Source organism: Mesorhizobium sp. URHB0026 (genome assembly GCF_054059755.1).
Genome location: NZ_JBSSCN010000001.1, coordinates 5,327,841 through 5,344,631 on the forward strand (window position 1 = coordinate 5,327,841; position 16,791 = coordinate 5,344,631).

The 16,791-nt window shown below is 64.9% G+C and carries 19 protein-coding genes and 2 pseudogenes; 7 read left to right on the plus strand and 14 right to left on the minus strand.

What is annotated here, in order from left to right:
- Positions 1 to 74: 74 nt before the first annotated feature.
- The gene (locus ACVWWD_RS26235; protein ID WP_023774006.1) at positions 75 to 1,073 is read left to right on the plus strand and encodes an ABC transporter permease; all 999 of its coding nucleotides are present in this window, start codon (positions 75 to 77) and stop codon (positions 1,071 to 1,073) included.
- A gap of 59 nt (positions 1,074 to 1,132) precedes the next feature.
- Positions 1,133 to 2,107: a nucleoside hydrolase gene (locus tag ACVWWD_RS26240; protein WP_023782862.1), complete on the plus strand. Its 975-nt coding sequence runs from the start codon at positions 1,133 to 1,135 to the stop codon at positions 2,105 to 2,107.
- Between the two features lie 180 nt (positions 2,108 to 2,287).
- Here the strand turns inward: ACVWWD_RS26240 and ACVWWD_RS26245 are convergent, their stop codons facing one another.
- The 7 genes and pseudogenes from ACVWWD_RS26245 to ACVWWD_RS26275 form a co-directional block, all read right to left on the minus strand.
- The gene (locus ACVWWD_RS26245) at positions 2,288 to 2,596 is read right to left on the minus strand and encodes a DUF1236 domain-containing protein (RefSeq protein WP_023782863.1); all 309 of its coding nucleotides are present in this window, start codon (positions 2,594 to 2,596) and stop codon (positions 2,288 to 2,290) included.
- 69 nt (positions 2,597 to 2,665) lie between these two features.
- A complete protein-coding gene (locus ACVWWD_RS26250) occupies positions 2,666 to 2,890 on the minus strand; it encodes a hypothetical protein (RefSeq protein WP_023782864.1) in 225 nt (74 codons plus the stop codon).
- 786 nt (positions 2,891 to 3,676) lie between these two features.
- The gene (locus ACVWWD_RS26255) at positions 3,677 to 4,279 is read right to left on the minus strand and encodes a cupin domain-containing protein (RefSeq protein ID WP_023774001.1); all 603 of its coding nucleotides are present in this window, start codon (positions 4,277 to 4,279) and stop codon (positions 3,677 to 3,679) included.
- Between the two features lie 105 nt (positions 4,280 to 4,384).
- Complete coding sequence (locus tag ACVWWD_RS26260; protein ID WP_023782866.1) at positions 4,385 to 4,693, minus strand: DUF982 domain-containing protein; 309 nt, start codon at positions 4,691 to 4,693, stop codon at positions 4,385 to 4,387.
- Between the two features lie 87 nt (positions 4,694 to 4,780).
- Positions 4,781 to 5,005 (minus strand): hypothetical protein, encoded by a 225-nt coding sequence (locus ACVWWD_RS26265; RefSeq protein WP_023773999.1) that lies wholly within the window; start codon positions 5,003 to 5,005, stop codon positions 4,781 to 4,783.
- A 60-nt stretch (positions 5,006 to 5,065) separates the two neighbouring features.
- Positions 5,066 to 6,672 (minus strand): annotated as a pseudogene (gene groL, locus ACVWWD_RS26270) (chaperonin GroEL).
- Positions 6,673 to 6,731: 59 nt separating this feature from the next.
- A complete protein-coding gene (locus ACVWWD_RS26275) occupies positions 6,732 to 7,046 on the minus strand; it encodes a co-chaperone GroES (protein ID WP_023773997.1) in 315 nt (104 codons plus the stop codon).
- Between ACVWWD_RS26275 and ACVWWD_RS26280 the strand changes: the two genes are divergently transcribed.
- Both ACVWWD_RS26280 and ACVWWD_RS26285 read left to right on the plus strand, forming a co-directional pair.
- Positions 7,045 to 7,266 carry a hypothetical protein gene (locus ACVWWD_RS26280; protein ID WP_023795738.1) on the plus strand — a complete coding sequence of 74 codons (222 nt, stop codon included), beginning with the start codon at positions 7,045 to 7,047 and terminating at the stop codon, positions 7,264 to 7,266. The genes ACVWWD_RS26275 and ACVWWD_RS26280 overlap by 2 nt on opposite strands.
- A 172-nt stretch (positions 7,267 to 7,438) precedes the next feature.
- Positions 7,439 to 7,717 carry an usg protein gene (locus ACVWWD_RS26285; protein WP_023773995.1) on the plus strand — a complete coding sequence of 93 codons (279 nt, stop codon included), beginning with the start codon at positions 7,439 to 7,441 and terminating at the stop codon, positions 7,715 to 7,717.
- Between the two features lie 90 nt (positions 7,718 to 7,807).
- Here ACVWWD_RS26285 and ACVWWD_RS26290 read toward each other — a convergent pair whose 3' ends face one another.
- From ACVWWD_RS26290 to ACVWWD_RS26300, 3 genes and pseudogenes are all read right to left on the minus strand, one after another.
- Entirely contained in the window at positions 7,808 to 7,948 is a 141-nt protein-coding gene (locus ACVWWD_RS26290; RefSeq protein ID WP_023795737.1) for a hypothetical protein, read from the minus strand.
- Between the two features lie 65 nt (positions 7,949 to 8,013).
- Positions 8,014 to 9,517: pseudogene (locus ACVWWD_RS26295) on the minus strand (helicase HerA domain-containing protein).
- Between the two features lie 337 nt (positions 9,518 to 9,854).
- Positions 9,855 to 10,565 (minus strand): glutathione S-transferase family protein, encoded by a 711-nt coding sequence (locus ACVWWD_RS26300; protein WP_352547535.1) that lies wholly within the window; start codon positions 10,563 to 10,565, stop codon positions 9,855 to 9,857.
- 214 nt (positions 10,566 to 10,779) lie between these two features.
- Here ACVWWD_RS26300 and ACVWWD_RS26305 point away from each other — a divergent pair, with 214 nt between their 5' ends.
- The gene (locus ACVWWD_RS26305; protein WP_015316958.1) at positions 10,780 to 11,088 is read left to right on the plus strand and encodes a hypothetical protein; all 309 of its coding nucleotides are present in this window, start codon (positions 10,780 to 10,782) and stop codon (positions 11,086 to 11,088) included.
- 21 nt (positions 11,089 to 11,109) lie between these two features.
- Here ACVWWD_RS26305 and ACVWWD_RS26310 read toward each other — a convergent pair whose 3' ends face one another.
- From ACVWWD_RS26310 to ACVWWD_RS26320, 3 genes are all read right to left on the minus strand, one after another.
- Positions 11,110 to 11,940, minus strand: a complete 831-nt coding sequence (locus ACVWWD_RS26310) for an aldo/keto reductase (protein WP_352547537.1) — start codon at positions 11,938 to 11,940, stop codon at positions 11,110 to 11,112.
- An 86-nt stretch (positions 11,941 to 12,026) separates the two neighbouring features.
- Positions 12,027 to 12,659, minus strand: a complete 633-nt coding sequence (locus ACVWWD_RS26315) for a Vgb family protein (protein WP_023775517.1) — start codon at positions 12,657 to 12,659, stop codon at positions 12,027 to 12,029.
- A 34-nt stretch (positions 12,660 to 12,693) separates the two neighbouring features.
- Positions 12,694 to 13,914, minus strand: coding sequence for a helix-turn-helix domain-containing protein (locus ACVWWD_RS26320; RefSeq protein WP_457103499.1), 1,221 nt, complete (start codon positions 13,912 to 13,914; stop codon positions 12,694 to 12,696).
- Positions 13,915 to 14,205: 291 nt separating this feature from the next.
- Between ACVWWD_RS26320 and ACVWWD_RS26325 the strand changes: the two genes are divergently transcribed.
- Both ACVWWD_RS26325 and ACVWWD_RS26330 read left to right on the plus strand, forming a co-directional pair.
- The gene (locus ACVWWD_RS26325; protein WP_023774862.1) at positions 14,206 to 14,946 is read left to right on the plus strand and encodes a DUF899 domain-containing protein; all 741 of its coding nucleotides are present in this window, start codon (positions 14,206 to 14,208) and stop codon (positions 14,944 to 14,946) included.
- 98 nt (positions 14,947 to 15,044) lie between these two features.
- Positions 15,045 to 15,308 carry a hypothetical protein gene (locus tag ACVWWD_RS26330; RefSeq protein ID WP_023774861.1) on the plus strand — a complete coding sequence of 88 codons (264 nt, stop codon included), beginning with the start codon at positions 15,045 to 15,047 and terminating at the stop codon, positions 15,306 to 15,308.
- A gap of 124 nt (positions 15,309 to 15,432) precedes the next feature.
- Here the strand turns inward: ACVWWD_RS26330 and ACVWWD_RS26335 are convergent, their stop codons facing one another.
- Positions 15,433 to 16,725 carry an MFS transporter gene (locus ACVWWD_RS26335; RefSeq protein WP_457103646.1) on the minus strand — a complete coding sequence of 431 codons (1,293 nt, stop codon included), beginning with the start codon at positions 16,723 to 16,725 and terminating at the stop codon, positions 15,433 to 15,435.
- Between the last annotated feature and the right edge of the window lie 66 nt (positions 16,726 to 16,791).

A 16,791-nucleotide genomic window follows, 5' to 3' on the forward strand; every position in this document is an offset into this window, starting at 1 on the left:
CTCCCCCGCAGCGCTCTACGGCGCCGTAGAGCACCATCCTTCCAGAACACCTCCTCGCGAGCAGGAGCCACCCCATGAGCACCACCGCGATCACGCCCGCGCCGGTCCCCTTCGGCCGCCGCGTAAAACGCTTCATGGCCGATCGGCCTCTCATCCCGCTGATCATCCTGCTGGTCATCCTGGTGATGATCCTGCAGATCCTGCGCCCCGGCATCGTCAACGAGCGCTGGATCGCCAACACCATCAAATTCGCCATTCCGCTGGCGATCCTCGCCGGCTGCCAGACCATGACCATGTTGACCGGCGGCATCGACCTTTCGGTCGGCACGGTGGCGACGATGAGCGCCTTCATCATGGCAACCCAGATCGTCAGCCAGGACCCGGCGGTGGCCTTCCTCCTGGCGATGATGCCGGCGGTGCTGATCGGCCTCGTCAACGGCATCGGCGTCGGCGTCTTCCGTGTCCATCCGCTGATCATGACGCTGGGCACCAGCCTGATCGGCACCGGCTGCCTGCAGGTCTACCAGCGCACGGTGATCGCGTCGGGCGCAAAAATTCCCGATTTCCTCGCCTGGCTCGGCACCGGTGTGACCCCCATGCTCGGCTTTGCCTTGCCCAACGCCTTGCTGCTCTTCTTGCCGCTGGCGGCCCTCATCGTCTTCACGCTCGCCCGCACCGGCTTCGGCCGCCTGCTCTACGCCGTCGGCGACAATGAGCGCGCGACGCGCCTGTCGGGCGTGCGATACTGGCAGGTCATGACGGCGCTTTACGTCACCTCCAGCGTGCTCGCCGGCATCACCGGCTTGCTCTATATCGGCCTGATCAAGGCGCCATCGCTGTCGCTCGCCGAACCGCTGGTGCTGCCCTCGGTCGCCGCCGCCGTCATCGGCGGCACCTCTATCTTCGGCGGCCGCGGCGGCTATACCGGCACCGTCATCGGCGCGCTGATCTTGACGGTGCTGACGACGCTGCTGACGATTTTGCAAATGCCGGAGGGAGCGAGAAGGATCCTGTTCGGGTTGATCGTCCTGTTCGTGACGGCGGCATATCTGCGCATTGTCGAGGACAAGTAGGCGCGGCCGACTATTGGCGCGGGGCAGCCACAGGCTCCGCCGACAAGGGAGATGAAATCATGGAAAAGATCATCCTGGACTGTGATCCTGGGCACGACGACGCCATTGCCATCCTGCTTGCGGCGGGAAACCCGATTATCGACCTTCTCGGCATCACGACGGTTTCGGGAAACCACAATGTCGAGAACACCACGCGCAATGCTCTGGCCGTCTGCACTGCCTATGGAATCAAGGTGCCGGTGGCGAAGGGCTCACCCGGCCCGCTCATCGGCGACCAGGTGCTGGCCGTCGAAATCCATGGCGATACCGGGCTCGACGGCCCCGTCCTGCCGCCTGCCTCGTTCGAACTCGATAAGCGGCATGCCGTCGACTTCATCATCGACACCGTCATGGCACACGAGCCGAAAACCATCACGCTGGTGCCGGTCGGTCCCTACACCAACATCGCGCTCGCCATTCGCAAGGAACCACGCATCATCGGGCGGGTGAAGGGCGTCGTCGCGATGGGTGGAGCGTACACGCGCGGCAACATCACGCCAGCGGCGGAGTTCAACGTCTATGGCGACCCGGAGGCGGCGGACGTCGTGTTCCGCGCTGATTGGAACGTCACCATGGTCGGCCTCGACCTCACGCACCAGGCGCTGGCCACTCCGGACCTGCAAAACAGGGTACGCGCCGTTGGCGGCCCGATAGCCAAGTTCGTCCTCGATATCTGGGAATTTATAGCGACCACGCATGGCGGCCTCCTGCAGATCGAGTATCCTGCCGTCCACGACGCCTGCTGCGTCGCGGCCATGATCGACCCGACCGTCTTCACCACCGAGAAGGCCGATATCCGCGTCGAAATCGCCGGGCGGTGGACCAAGGGGATGACGGTCTGCAATTTCGAGCAGATGGGCGGGATGCACCATTTTGGCGGCACCGCGAGCGAGCAGGTCGATTTCCGCCATACTGTGGCGATGAGACTAGACCATCCAAAATTCTGCGACCTGATCGTCGATGCGCTTGAGCGACTGACCCGCGGCAAGGCATGACGCCGCCCGTTTATCCGCACGACCGGCGGGTGTTGGGCAAGGGTCCTGTTGAAGATCGCACGGCCGTGTGAACGGTTTCGACGGTGTTCACAGGCATTAAAGTGGCTCCGTTTAGAAAGCCCGCCGCGCCATTCGCGGCACGGCGGGCCGCCCCCGTTGACCAGGGGCCACCTACCAGCATCACTCGATGATCTGCACGACCCTGCGTGTATCGGGGTCCACCAGGACCGCATGGTCCCCGACAACGGTGTATTTGTATCTGACGTCGGGAACGTCGATTGTATGGAGCTCGACAGTGTCAGGGAGAGCGGAGCCGACGTTGAGTTCGACGCCGAGCAGGCTGACTGATGCGAGTTTTTGCTTGTGGATGTATTCGCGGACAACCGTCTGCTGCTCAGGCTTCAGAATCACGACGTCTCCCGCGAAGGAAGCACCAATTCCAGCCGCAAGCGCGAGGGCCGCGACAGCGCCGACAAGAGATCTTTTCATGACAAGTCCTTTTGTGAACTGAGAAACATTCTCAGAGGCCAGAACAATTCTGGCCTCTGCCGCAGCCAATCAGCCGCCATTGGCAGGTGCGGCGGGCTTCGCGGGCGCTGAAGTGGCCGGAGCTTCCACCTTTGGCGCCTCAACCTTCACGTTGATGTCCTTCCCGCCGCCGCCACCGATGTTGATGACGCCGGTAAATATCAGCAAGACAACGATGGCGATTATCGCAAGAACAATAGCGACCGCAGTGCCGCCGCCACCTCCAGAATTAACAACAGTTGGACCGTCAGCCATGACTTTCTCCTCTCCTATTCTTTGAGTTGTCACCGGTCAGCAACGGCTCCCGCTGCATTGCGTTCCCGGGCAAGGCTTAGGTCTTATAGGCGGCAAGACCGAGGTCTTACGCGGCAACCCAAATCTTGCCGATACGTTAGGTCTCGCGCGGGAGCACGCGGCCAATCATCCATCATCGCCGAATCCAGCTCGACCGCCGGATATTCTGAGAGCGAGGCAAGCAGTGACATCAGCCCACAGACCGAGCCTCCGCGACGACAATCGCCCTGCAAATGACAATGATGTTCAGGCACCGGAAATCCCCTCGGCCCTGCCCGTCTGTTTGAGTGAGGACGCCAACATTGTCGATCTTGTTAGGCGAACCGAGCGCTTGGCCATCGCGGTTGTCGTGGGAATGGCGATCTGCCTGACGCTTATCCCGGCGATCTATGTTGCCCTGACCTACGGAATGTAGACGGTATGGCAGTCGTCTGTCCGCCTGCGAGGCAGGCGCGATCTCTTCACCACCGGCTCTCTCCAGGTTTTGCTCCCAACATCGCGCCTGGCATGCCGGATCCCGCGCGCATCAATCCCGAGAAGCTCAGACAAAAAAGAACCCGCCCTGGCGTCAACCGAAGACGGGCTCTCTCCGTTTTCCAGTCCGTTGATAAAGCACTCGACGGCTACCAACCTCCAATGCCCGAGAGCGTTCCACCGGAATGATGGACCATGCTGGGATCCGCCGGTGGATCGTTGCGAGGCAGGGCTTGCGTCGGCAAGCTTTGCTCTCTTTGGCTTTCGGCGCACTCAATCTTTCTTCCACGCCGCCAACAGCGGGCCCTTGCTTCCATAGACGGGGTCCTTGCGCGGACGGCCGACCTTGGGGATCGTCACCACCGCCTTGACGTGGTCGGCGGTGGTCGTGCATTCGTCATAGGTGCCGGACGGCGGATAGGCGCCAACGACGAGAAAGTCGTCGGAGGCGGAGATGCGCTGGTGCCCGGTGCCGGCCGGAAGGACCGCGACATCGCCGGCCTTCAGCGCCAGCGTTCGGCCCTTCTTGCCGCCAAACCGGACTTTCGCCGTGCCACGGGCCACGCCGAGCACTTCGTGGATGCGCGAATGGTAGTGGACATAGTCGTAGATGCCGTTGCGCCAGCTGTTCCCCCAGCCATTGGCCGAGAAAAGCTCCTCTATCACGGCCGCGGGATCGAAGTCTTCCGGCAATCTAACCGCGCCGCGATAGACGACCAGCGGCCACGACGGGTGATTGGGCACCAGGCCATCGTCGCCAAACCTGAACTCGTTCGCTTTTCGCGGCCTGACAAGGTCGGCCGCCTGTCGACTGTCCGGTCTTGCGGCACCGGTCACCTGTTCGGCCACTTTCTTGATGCTTTGCAGGATGCTCATGACGTCGCCTCGCTTGGGGAGCCCAGGGCTGATTCAACCCGATGGCCATCGCTTGGTTCCCGCGGGCTCGGCGCCCGTCGCGGCCGCGAGGCGGATCACCAAAGATCAGACGGACCTGCCGCCTCCCCCCGCCTGCAGCGCATTGTCCATCGCAGAGGCCGGCGAAACCATGTCCGGCAGCAATATGTCGTTGCGGCGTGCGAAGGTGACCAGCGTCGCGCGCACCGTCTCCGGGTCGATCTCACCGGCGATGCCCGCCTTGCAGGCGTTGAGGGCGACGGAATGAGCGCTGTTGCGGCTGGCGGCCGGCCATTCCTGCAACACCACGTAGGCTTCCATCACGCTTTCGATCTTCCTCGGAAAGCCCATTCCGACCAGAATGGTCACCGGTTCTTCAAACTGCCAGCGATTCATGGCTTGTGCCTCCTCTCGATTGTGCGAGCCAAACACCGGAAGGGCGAGGCCCGCCGCGTAAGGGTTAATGGGACTGGATGTCGGCGCTCAGCCGCCGGCCGATGCCTCGGACGCCTCCGACACCTGTTGCGCGGCCAAGAACATCAGCGTCGCGGCAACGGTCCGCCGCTTCCAGCCGGCGGCTTCGGCTCTGTCGAGCAGTTCCGCCAGCAGCGGCTTCAGCGCCGCGCGGCATTCGCTTTCATAGGCCAGGAACTCCTTTGCCTGAAGTGTCGGCGCGGGCACGGCCCCAAGGTCAGCAAGTGCATCCATATCTCTCTCCCTTCAACCGATGCCCGCCCCCTGTCCGGGAGCGGGCGGACTGGTCGGACCTCAGAAGTCCATGCCGGCGCCGGCGGGCATTGCCGGGCTGGCGGCTTCCTTCTTCGGCTTCTCGGCCACCATTGCCTCGGTGGTCACCAGCAGGCCGGCGACCGATGCCGCATCCTGCAGCGCGGTGCGCACCACCTTGGCCGGGTCGATCACGCCCTGGCCATAGAGATCGCCGAACTCGTTGGTCTGAGCGTTCCAGCCCCAGCCGAATTCGCTGGTCTCGCGCAGCTTGCCGACGATGATCGAGCCTTCCGCGCCGGCATTTTCCGCGATCTGGCGGACCGGCGTCTCGATGGCGCGGCGCACGATCTCGACACCGGTCTTCTGGTCGGCATTGGCCGTCTGGACCGCATCGAGCGCCTTGGCGGCGCGAAGCAGCGCGACGCCGCCGCCGGGCAGCACGCCTTCCTCGACGGCCGCGCGGGTGGCGTGCAAGGCATCGTCGACGCGGTCCTTGCGTTCCTTGACCTCGACCTCGGTCGAGCCGCCGACGCGGATCACCGCGACACCGCCGGCGAGCTTGGCCAGCCGCTCCTGCAGTTTCTCGCGGTCATAGTCGGAGGTGGTCTCCTCGATCTGGGCCTTGATCTGCGCGACACGGCCCTGGATTTCCTCCTTGCGCCCGACGCCGTCGACAATTGTGGTGTTTTCCTTTTCGATCACCACCTTCTTGGCGCGGCCCAGCATCTCCAGCGTCACGTTCTCGAGCTTGATGCCGAGATCCTCGGAGATCGCGGTGCCGCCGGTGAGGATGGCGATGTCTTCCAGCATGGCCTTGCGGCGGTCGCCGAAGCCCGGCGCCTTGACGGCCGCGACCTTGAGGCCGCCGCGCAGCTTGTTGACGACCAGCGTCGCCAGCGCCTCGCCCTCGACATCCTCGGCGATGATCAGCAGCGGCTTGCCCGACTGGACCACCGCTTCCAGCACCGGAAGCAGTGCCTGCAGGTTGGCTAGCTTCTTTTCATGGAGACGCGCATCTTGTCCTGGTTGGTGACGAAATAGGGCGAGAGGTAGCCGCGATCGAACTGCATGCCTTCGACGACTTCCAACTCGGTCTCGGCGGTCTTGGCTTCCTCCACCGTGATGACGCCTTCATTGCCGACCTTCTCCATCGCTTCGGCGAGGAAGCGGCCGATCTCGGCGTCGCCATTGGCGGAGATGGTGCCGACCTGCGCGATCTCGTCGTTGCGGGTCACCTTGCGGGCGTTGGCCTTCAGCTCGGCGACGACAGCGTCCACCGCCTTGTCGATGCCGCGCTTCAGGTCCATCGGGTTCATGCCCGAGGCAACGGCCTTGGCACCCTCCTTGACGATCGCCTGGGCCAGGACGGTCGCGGTGGTGGTGCCGTCGCCGGCAAGGTCATTGGTCTTGGAAGCGACTTCGCGCACCATCTGCGCGCCCATGTTCTCGAACTTGTCCTCGAGCTCGATTTCCTTGGCCACGGTGACGCCATCCTTGGTGATGCGCGGCGCGCCGAACGACTTTTCGATGACGACATTGCGCCCCTTGGGGCCGAGCGTCACCTTCACCGCATTTGCCAGGATATCGACGCCGCGCAGCATCTTCTCGCGCGCTTCGGTATGGAATTTTACCTCTTTTGCAGCCATTGGATCACTCCTCTATCTCTAGGCAGCATTCGTTGACTGGTGGTTTTTCGAAGAAGCCGTCAGGCGGCCTTCTTCACTTGCGCTGTCTGCTCGATCACGCCCATCACGTCGCTTTCCTTCATGATGAGCAGATCCTCGCCCTTGAGCTTGATCTCCGTGCCGGACCATTTGCCGAAAAGGATACGGTCACCCACCCTGACATCCAGTTCGGCCAGTTTGCCGCTGTCGTCGCGCGCGCCTGGACCGACGGCGATGACTTCGCCTTCCTGCGGTTTTTCCTTGGCGGTATCGGGAATGATGATGCCGCCGGAGGTCTTTTCCTCGGCCTCGATGCGGCGGACCAGGATACGGTCATGCAATGGACGGAACGCCATGTCGTTCTCCTCTTGGGACAAACAGGTTTTCAGCTTCCTCCACACCGGACCGGCAATTCGGGCCGCTGCGGAATGCGGCGACCCTTTGGCAGGCATCGCGCGCGCATATCGAGCTAGTTTTCCCTTTTTTCGGTTTCAAGAGGCCGGCCAGAAAATTTTAGCACTCACGCTGGTGGAGTTCCAACCTGCTGTTATTGCGGTCTTATTCGCTCTGCGTTGAGAGCTGACGGTTGAATTCCCGCCTCGATCCGGCAAAAATATCCGCGGCCAGTACCATCGCGGGCGCCGGAACCGCTCACCCTCTGAAGGAGTTGTTTGCCGACGGCGCACATCGATGGGCCGAAAGATTTTTTCGCCATTACGGCCACCGCTGCCGCCGAAAGGAGACATGAATGATCGCAAACGTCAGCAAGGAGTTCCGCCTCCAGATGGAGGGCTATGGCCTGACCACCGCACAAATTCATTACCATCTGCCTGACCATCGGAGCCTGCTGCAGCTTTATGTCTGGCAGGACTACGACCTGGCGCCGGAATTCCCCGAACTCAAGGGATTTCTCTCCTATTGGGAGCGCGAATTGGAAGGGCCGCTTCACTCCGTTCACATCGCGCATCACCGGCTCATCACCCCATCGGAATGGCGGGCGGTCGACGGTGTCATCACGGTCCAGTAAGGGCGGCGGCGTCGTGCGGTGCTGACCTCATCAGAAGCCGACCAGCGACCTCATCGGCATCGCCTTCGCACCGCCGCCTGCAAGCAAGCTTCAGATACGATGATCGACCAGCGCCACGCCGAGCCCGGCAAGGATCGAGCCGCGGGTTCCCTGCACCGGCAACCCGGCGCCGCTTGCCGGGGACCGCGCAAGCGCCAGCGAGGCGATGCCGACCGCCGCTAGGTCCGCCATCGAGAACCAGCGGATCAGCGTTCGCCGATGAGGTCGCACTGCAGCCACGGCCGCGTTGGATGCCCTCACAATGCCAGGCTTCCCTGCTCCGCCCCCTCGGCATTGGGATCGCCGGGCGCCGTTGCCCAGGCGAGTTCGACCAGCGTCACGGTGCGCTTTCCCGTGCCGTCGAGCTGGCAGACGATGAGGCCCTGCTCCTCGATATAGGTGAGCAGCCGCCGGGCGCGGCGCATGGAGTGCGAGCCGTAGGCACGGGCGATCGCGCCATCGCTCGGGCATGGCCAGCCCTCCTTCGCCGCGCGCGCGATCATCATGAACACGCCTTGCATGTCCTCCGGCAGCAGCGAAGCGCGCACCGAGACGTCGCGCCACACATCGTCCTCGCTGGTTTCGGCCCCCAGCCCGGCACGGGCGCGCGTCAACATGCGGCGGAAGGCGGGCAGATCAGGCACGACCGAGGCGAGGCCCTCGATGCGGCAGCGCACGACAAACTCCTGGTAGAGCACCCCGATCACGCGGAAGCCCGCGTCAGGTTGTGCAAGAATGGCGCGCAGCACGCGGTCCACCCGCTCGCGCCGCTCCGCCAGGTCCTCGGCGCTGACTTGCGGCTCCGCAGGTTCGGGGCGGATTTCCAGCGCAGCCGACTTCGCCGCCATCAACTGGTCGAGCAGGTCCGGCGACGCCACCCGGCCGCGGCGCGCGCATCGTGTCGGGCGGCGGGGCGGCCAGGATGATGGCGCGGGCATCCTCGAGCGCCGCCTCGGGCAGCGGCATCAGCCTGGGCGTGCCGTTGCGCGGGCTGGTGTCGGTGGGGCCGATGCGCAGGCCGAGCGGCCGGCGCGACAGTGCCGGCCCCAATGCCATGAATTGGCCACGCTCCAGATCGCGGAACGCCTCCGCCTGCCGCCGCTCCATGCCCAGGAGATCGGCCGCGCGCGCCATGTCGATATCGAGGAAGGTGCGGCCCATCAGGAAATTGGAGGCTTCCGCCGCCACGTTCTTGGCGAGCTTGGCCAACCGCTGCGTGGCGATGATGCCGGCAAGCCCGCGCTTGCGGCCCCGGCACATCAGGTTGGTCATGGCGCCGAGCGAAAGCTTGCGCGCCTCGTCCGACACCTCGCCGGCCACCGCCGGCGCGAAAAGCTGAGCTTCGTCGACCACCACCAGCATCGGGTACCAGTGGTCGCGCGCGACCTCGAACAGCCCGCCGAGAAAAGCGGCGGCGCGCCGCATCTGGTTCTCGGCATCGAGGCCTTCGAGGTTGAGCACGGTCGAGACACGGTGGATGCGCGCCCGCTCGCCGGCCGCCTGCAGGCCGCGCTCGGTATGCTCCTCGGCATCGATCACCAGATGGCCGTAGCGTTCGCCCAGAGACACGAAGTCGCCTTCCGGATCAATGATGGTCTGCTGCACCCACGGCGCGCTCTGTTCCAGGAGACGCCGCAAGAGGTGCGACTTGCCGGAGCCCGAATTGCCCTGCACCAGGAGGCGGGTCGCCAGCAACTCCTCGAGATCGAGTTTCGCCGGCGCACCCGCTGTCGTGTGTCCCATCTCGATCGCAACGGTCATGCCAGACTCATCAGCTCCTTCGCAGACGGGCTTAGCAATCCGATCGCGGCCCGTCGAGCGTGGCATGGCCGGCGATTCGCGTTGCGCACAGCCGAGACAATGACGACCTGGCCGCGATGGACGGCCGCAATCCGGCGGGCCGCCTGCCGTTACAGCCCCGACCTGTGGATAGTAACCACCTGTTCACCATGGGCCGGCGTTCCGCTTGCGGCGGCCGGCCATCCGCTTAGCCTGGTCTTTGCATCGCCCCCAAAGTGATGCACCCCAACGCCCCAAATGGCGGCCGGCGTTTTCAAGTTTCTCTCCAAACGTATACGCCGGTCGCCACCCGTTTCGACTACAGCCTCGGCGCCGCCTCATGCGGCTCGACCCGTCCTGGGACTGGCGGCAATCGCGGCGCGTCCAGACCCTCGAAGGGATCACGCCAGGCGTCGATCGCTTCAAGCCGCCGATACCAGCGATCGACCAGTCGATAGTCGCCGAGCGACAGGCCCGCGACATCGTTGAAAGGCAGGAAGGTCGCCATGCGGAAGTCGGCATAAGAGACTTCGTCCCCCACCAGCCATTGCCGGCCCGCAAGCGCGGTCTCCAGGATCGCCGCCGTCGTGTGGAACAGTTTCAGCCCCTCCTTGACCACTTGGTGATCGATCGGCCCGATGTGATAGCGCTGCTTGGTGCCGCGCTCGAAATGCACCATGTCGCAGGCCCGCATGAAATTCTCCTTGCCCCAACTCAGCCAGCGGATCATCTCGGGCTCATCGTCGTTCGTGCGCCAGAAATCGGAACCCATGTCTCGCGACAACCGGCAGGCTATGGCGTCGGCCTCCCACAAGCTTCCGCCGGGCCAGACCAGTATGGGCAGGGAAAGGTTGGGATTGAGGGGCCGGAATCGCTCCGCTTGCCCCGGAGCGAACGGCGACGCGAATTCGAAGGTCAGCCTCGCCCCGAGATGACGCGCCACCGCCACCCCCAGGCGCGGATTGGGGTTGCGGCTGAAGTACAGTTTTGTTTCCACGTCAGCCGGCATCGGCTCGACTCCGTCACTCATGAATGCCTCTCCTTGTCCCGGCGACCGTCGCCAGATCAAGGACGCCAGATCAAGGACGGGCGCGGCTGGTGCAATCCGACAAATCATCCACTCCCCGCGCGCCAGGCGGAACGAGCAGCCCATCGAAACAGGATGGGTTGCGCAAAAGTTTGGGTTGACCGTCTCCGACGACGAGGCGACACTTCATCCCACAGCAAGGCAGGAGGAAATTAGGATGGACGAGCCCGACCGCTGGCGCCACATGTCGAGCGCGCCAAAAGACGGCAGCCGGATCCTCGTTACGGTGCGCCCGTCCGAGCAGGGGCCGGCGGAAGTCGACCTCGCCTACTGGTCACGCGCCGATCAGTTCGGCGACGAGGGCTGGCGCGCCTCCGATTCCTCGCCCGGCCGCGTCGTCGAATATGCCGAGCCGGAGCTGAAATGCTGGATGCCGATGCCCTCGGCCAATCTCAGCCGGGGCGCCTCGATGCCGGCGCCGTGGGAAGGCGACGACGCGCAACAGCTGGACGGCTCGGGGATTTAGCGCGCCGACCGCTTCGTCCTCTCAGAACAGAAACGCCGCCGTCACCGGATTCGGACCGTTACGGCCGTCAGCCGAATCCATGCCGGCGATCGTCTCCAGGTCCTGCGCGTCCAGTTCGAAATCGAAGACATCGAAATTGGCCGCGATGCGGTCCTGGCGCACCGACTTCGGGATGACGATCAGCCCTTGCTGGAGATGCCAGCGGATCATTGTCTGCGCGGTGGACTTGCCGTGTTTGCGGGCAATGCTTGATATGGTCGGGTCGCTCAGCAACCGGCCGCTGCCCAGCGGACTCCAGCTTTCCGTATGGATGTCGTGCCGGGCGTGAAATTCCCTGAGATCGCGCTGCTGGAAGCGCGGGTGCAGCTCGATCTGGTTGACGACGGGCGTCACGCCCGTCTCGCCGATGATGCGCTCCAGATGATCCCTATTGAAATTCGAAACGCCGATCGACTTGACGCGGCCGGCCTGCTTCAGCTCGACGAGCGTCTTCCAGGCCTCGACATATTTGTCCTGGCTGGGCACCGGCCAATGGATCAGGAACAGGTCGAGTTGCTCGACGCCGAGCTTCTTCATCGTGTCGTCGAAGGCCCGAAGCGCCGCATCGCGCTGGTGGGCGCCGTTGCGCAGCTTCGAGGTGATGAACAGCTCTGCCGCCGGCACGCCGGCGGCGCGGATCGCCTCACCGACCCCTTCCTCGTTCCGGTAACCCTCGGCGGTGTCGATCAGACGGTAACCGGCCTGGATCGCCCAGCCCACCACCCGCGCCGTGATGTCGTGATCGACCTGCCAGACGCCAAGGCCAAGCTGGGGAATGGCGGTGCCGTCGTTCAACGTAATCTGTTCGGGCATGGGAGAATCCTTTGTGGGGGATGGTCCAGCCTATCTAGGTTTGGCGTCCCACAACGGCCAGTCGATTTGGGAAAATTCGCGGACCCTCATTTCGGCCGGCGCACCGCCCTCACCACGCCGGCGTTTCCGCTGCCGCAGAACAGTCGGTCGGCGCCATCGGATTCGAGCCCCGAGACGCCCATGCCGGCAGGCATGTCGAGCTTCTCCAGAACCTTGCCCGTCCGAGGATCAACGCGCCGAAGATCGCTTTCGTCGCCCTCCCAGGTGGCGTGCCACAATTCGCCGTCGACCCAGGTCACCCCAGTGACGAACCGGTTGGATTCGATGGTGCGCAGGATCGCGCCGGTCTCCGGGTCGATCTGGTGGATCTTGCGCTCCCGGTGCTGGCCGACCCATAGCGTGCCTTCGGCCCAGGTCAGCCCGGAATCGCCGCCATTGCCGGGGGCTGGAATGGTGGAAAGCACCTCGCCCGTGTCGGGATCGATCTTCTGGATGCGGTCCTTGGCAAGCTGGAAGAAATGCCGGCCGTCATAGGCGGTGCCGGCATGTGCCGCGACATCGATCGAGCGCAAGGCCTGCCCGCTCTCGGGATCGAAAGCGTTCAGCCTGTCGCCTGAGGCGAACCAGACATTCTTGCCGTCAAAGCTTACCCCGGCCACCGTATTGGCACCGGGAAAGGGCCCGTATTCCCTCAAGATTTCGGCCGCCGAATGTTTCATGTGCTTGTCCCTCGATGCTGGTCGTCGTCACTTTCTAGCCATTGGGAAGCGGCGCGGGGAGTAACAAGGTGGTCGTGAAACCCGCCACCGGCGGCGTCATCCAGCGGCGCGCCCGGCCATGGCCGAAGGACTGTACCTTGCCGGCCTCGGCAAGCGGCTCAAGCGCCCGCTGCACACTGCGCTGGCCGGTTCCAAGTGCCAGCGCCAGGGCCGAGCTCGACCAGGCCTCGCCGTCGGCCAGCAAGGCAAGCACGGCCGCGTGCCGTTCCTCGATCGGCCGCGCCAGCACCATCACCGCATGGGCCTGGCGCGGCGCCAGCGTGAAGCCATGCCTGGTGGCGCTGATGCCGGCCAACGCGCGAAGCTCGGCACGCAGCCGCCCGATCTCGACGCGCAGGCGCGCGCGATGCGATTCATCGGCATGCTTGCCGCCGAAGGCCCGTGCCACGAGTTCCCCTCGCGACACGTCGCCGGGCCAGGCTTCGGCGAGCGTCCGCGCCAAGGCGAACAGCACAGGCCGGCTCGCCAGCGAAATCGTGGTCCGCCCGACCCGCACGGCGTAGCGGAAGGCATCGACGACCAGCGCCGGCGACCCCTGCAATGCCTCCACCTCTTCGAGCAGCAGCGGCTGCTCCCTGCCCTGCGCGATCAGCCGCGCTGCGGGTGTCTCCAAGGCCAGCCACGCGCTGTCGACCTCCGCGATGAGGCCGGGAATGCCCGCCTTGCGAGCGGCATGGCGCGCCCACTCCAGCGCCGCGCGCGCCGGCCTGGTCCGCAGGCGCCGCATCGCGATGCCGGCGACGGCGAGTTCGTGGGCGGCCCTTGCCGCCGGCGGCAGCGGCGCCGGGTCGAGCCCGGCCAGCACATGCTCGGCCTCGTCGAGGCGGCCGATCAAGAGCAGGCGCCGCACCTTGAGATGGCCGGCATGCGCCGCGTTCAACCGGTCGCCATGCTTTTCCAGCGCCGTGCGGGCCGCGTCGAGCGCCTTGGCCGGCCAGCCCAAATCACGCGAAACCAGCGCGATCTCGGCCTCGGCGACGACGCATCTGGCGCGCGCCACCGCCTCCTTCGGACTGAAGGCACGCGCGGCCCGCCGCAACAAGAGCTTGGCGCGATCGAAGTCGCCGAGCTGCGCCATGGCAATGCCGCGCAGCGCCAGCGCCGGCGCATCCTCGCGCAGGGCGACGCGGTCGAGCGCGCCGAGCGGATCGCCGGCCGCAAGCGCCAGCGCTGCCGCGGTGATCAGCGAGTCCATTCAAATCCCGTCACACTTGTAACTCCCACCTCGGCGTCGCGCGGCCCTAACTTACGTCAGTACCGTCAACCAGCAAGACGTGCCGGCAATGACGGCAGCAAGGGAGAATCAGAAAATGCCTGCCTCCACCGACCTCGACCTCGACGCGGCCAATGATACGGCCAAGCACGCCGCACGCCACCCCTGCTGCGCCGGGCCGGATCTCTCGGATTTCGCCGCGCCTGCGGCTCCCCGACATGCCCAGGCAACACCACACCGCAAAGACGCCACGACTGGCAAAGGAGAAGACCAATGACCATGAAGACTCCCCCGATCGTTTCACAGCAGGATTGGAACGCCGCGCACGAAAAGATGCTGGTGAAGGAGAAGGCGACGATGCGCGCCAGGGACGCACTGTCGGCCGAACGCCGGCGCATGCCGTGGACGGAAGTGGATAAGGCCTATGTCTTTGAGGGCCCCGACGGCAAGGTGAGCCTTCTGGACCTGTTCGAAGGCCGCCGCCAGCTCATCGTCTACCGCGCCTTCTTCGAGCCCGGCGTCTATGGCTGGCCCGATCACGCCTGCCGCGGCTGCTCGCTCGGCGCCGACCAGGTCGGCCACCTCGCCCATCTCAACGCCCGCGACACCACGCTCGCCTACGCCTCTCGCGCCCCGCAGGAAGACATTGCGCGGCTGAAGCAGCGGATGGGATGGGAGATGCCCTGGTACACCATCACCGACAGCTTCGACAAAGACTTCGGCGTTGACGAATGGCACGGCCACAACGTGTTCATCCATGACGGGAACCGTATCTTCCGCACCTATTTCATCAACAACCGCGGCGACGAGGCGTTGGGCACCGTCTGGAGCTATCTCGACGTCACGCCGCTCGGCCGCCAGGAGGTGTGGGAAGACTCGCCCGAAGGTTATCCGCAGACGCCACTCTACAGCTGGTGGAACTGGCACGACAATTACGATGCCGGGGCCGACAAGAAATGGGCCGAAGTGTCAGCTGCCGGCGAGGCCGCGTTCCGCGACAAGGGCAACCAGTAAGCTGGCGCAAACCTGTCCAGCCTGGGTTCCTCTCCCGCCTCCGGCAGGGCCGAGGACCCCAGGCCCTGACGGGCGGCAACCAAGAAGGGAATAAGATCATGAGCGATATCCATTCCGGCATCGGCATGGTGACCCCCGAAAATGTCGCCCCCCGTGGCATCGCCGACTGGCTATGCCTCGCCGCGGCGCCGACCTTTGCGGCGATGGCGCTGCTTTCCCGTCTTCAGGGCGGCGACGGGACCATGCTGTGCATGGGCGACTCGCCGCTGACCGGCTCGATCCTGACCGGCATGCCGGCCATGTATCTGCTGATGAGCGCTTTCCACCTGGCGCCCTGGCTAAGGGTGATCTCCCGCCGCTAGGCGGCACCAGTGTAGTCCAGGATATCATCTCGTTGGTTTGCGCACCCGCATGCTGGCGGGCTTCGCGCTTCGCCGCCGCATGGCTGCCGGCGGCGGTCTCCAGTTCGGCCACGCCGGGGATGTCTTATCCCACCGTCTCGTAGCGGGCGCGGCTCAGGCTGACCAGGCAGGCGATGGCCGCGCAGATGCCGGCCAGGACCAGCGCGAGGCTGGGTGCGCCTGTCACCGGTAGGGTCGCGAAAATGATCGACATCGAAATGGCGCCAAACGTTTGTCCCAGCAGCCGTGCCGTGCCCTGCATGGCTCCCGCCGCACCGCTGCGCGCCTTGGGTGCGGAGAGAAGCAGGATGCGGTTGTTCGGCGTCTGGAAGAGACCAAAACCCGTGCCCGCGACGACGGTTCCGACCAGGAAGGCAATCGCCCTTGGACCGGGCGGTGTCAGGCCCGCGATCAAAAGGCCGATCGCCAGCAACCCGCCGCCGGCGGCGCACAGCCACGCCGTCTTGAAACGATCGGCCAGCCGCCCCGAAATCGGCGCTATGATGATTGTCGCGATGGGCCATGGCATCATGTAGAGACCCGCCTGGACCGGGCTCATATGCAAGGTGTGCTGCAGGTAGAATGGCAGCGCGACGTAGCTGAGCATCTGCCCGGTGAAGCACGAGATCGAAGCGATGACGGCCACCCGGAAGGCTGGATCGGCCAGGAGGTCGGTCGGCACGATCGGTGCGGCACTCTTGCGTTCGAGAGACAACAAGATGACGAGGCACAGGACGGAACAGCCGATCAGGATCGACCCGCTGACCGGCGCACCGGCGATGCGATCGGCCCCCGTGAAGAACAGGATGAACATCAGCGTGTTGGCCAGCAATGCCGCAACGTTGAGGTGACGCTTCACGCCATCCAGATGCGCAAGCAAGCCGCCGGACAACAGGACGATGATGCCGATCGGGATGTTGACGGCGAACAGCCACGGCCAGCTGGATACGGAGAGGATCGCGCCGGCGACGCCAGGGCCGGCGGCCGCGGAAATCGCAATCGTCATCGCGTTGAAGCCGATGACGGTTCCAAGCAGCCGCTGGGGCACCGAAACGCGCAGGTTCATCGGCCCGGTCGCCATGATGGCGCCCGCCCCCAGCCCCTGGATGGACCGGGCAGCCACAAGAACAGGCAGGCTGCCGGCGAAGGCACAGCACGCCGAAGCCACCGTGAACAGCGCGACACCCAGAAGAAAGACACGCCGGGGGCCGTGGATCTCGCCCAGCGCGCCGCAAGGCAAAAGGGCCACAAGCACCGCAAGCTGGTAACTCGACACCACCCATACGGTGCTGCTGGCACTGGCATTGAGCGACGCCGCGATGGATGGCAGCGCGACATTGGCGATAGCGCCGTCCAGCACAACGAGGACCAGCGTCATCAGCAGGACGCCAATGGCCAGGTAGCGGCGTGGCGACGGCAGGCCGTCATGGGCGGGATTGATCGT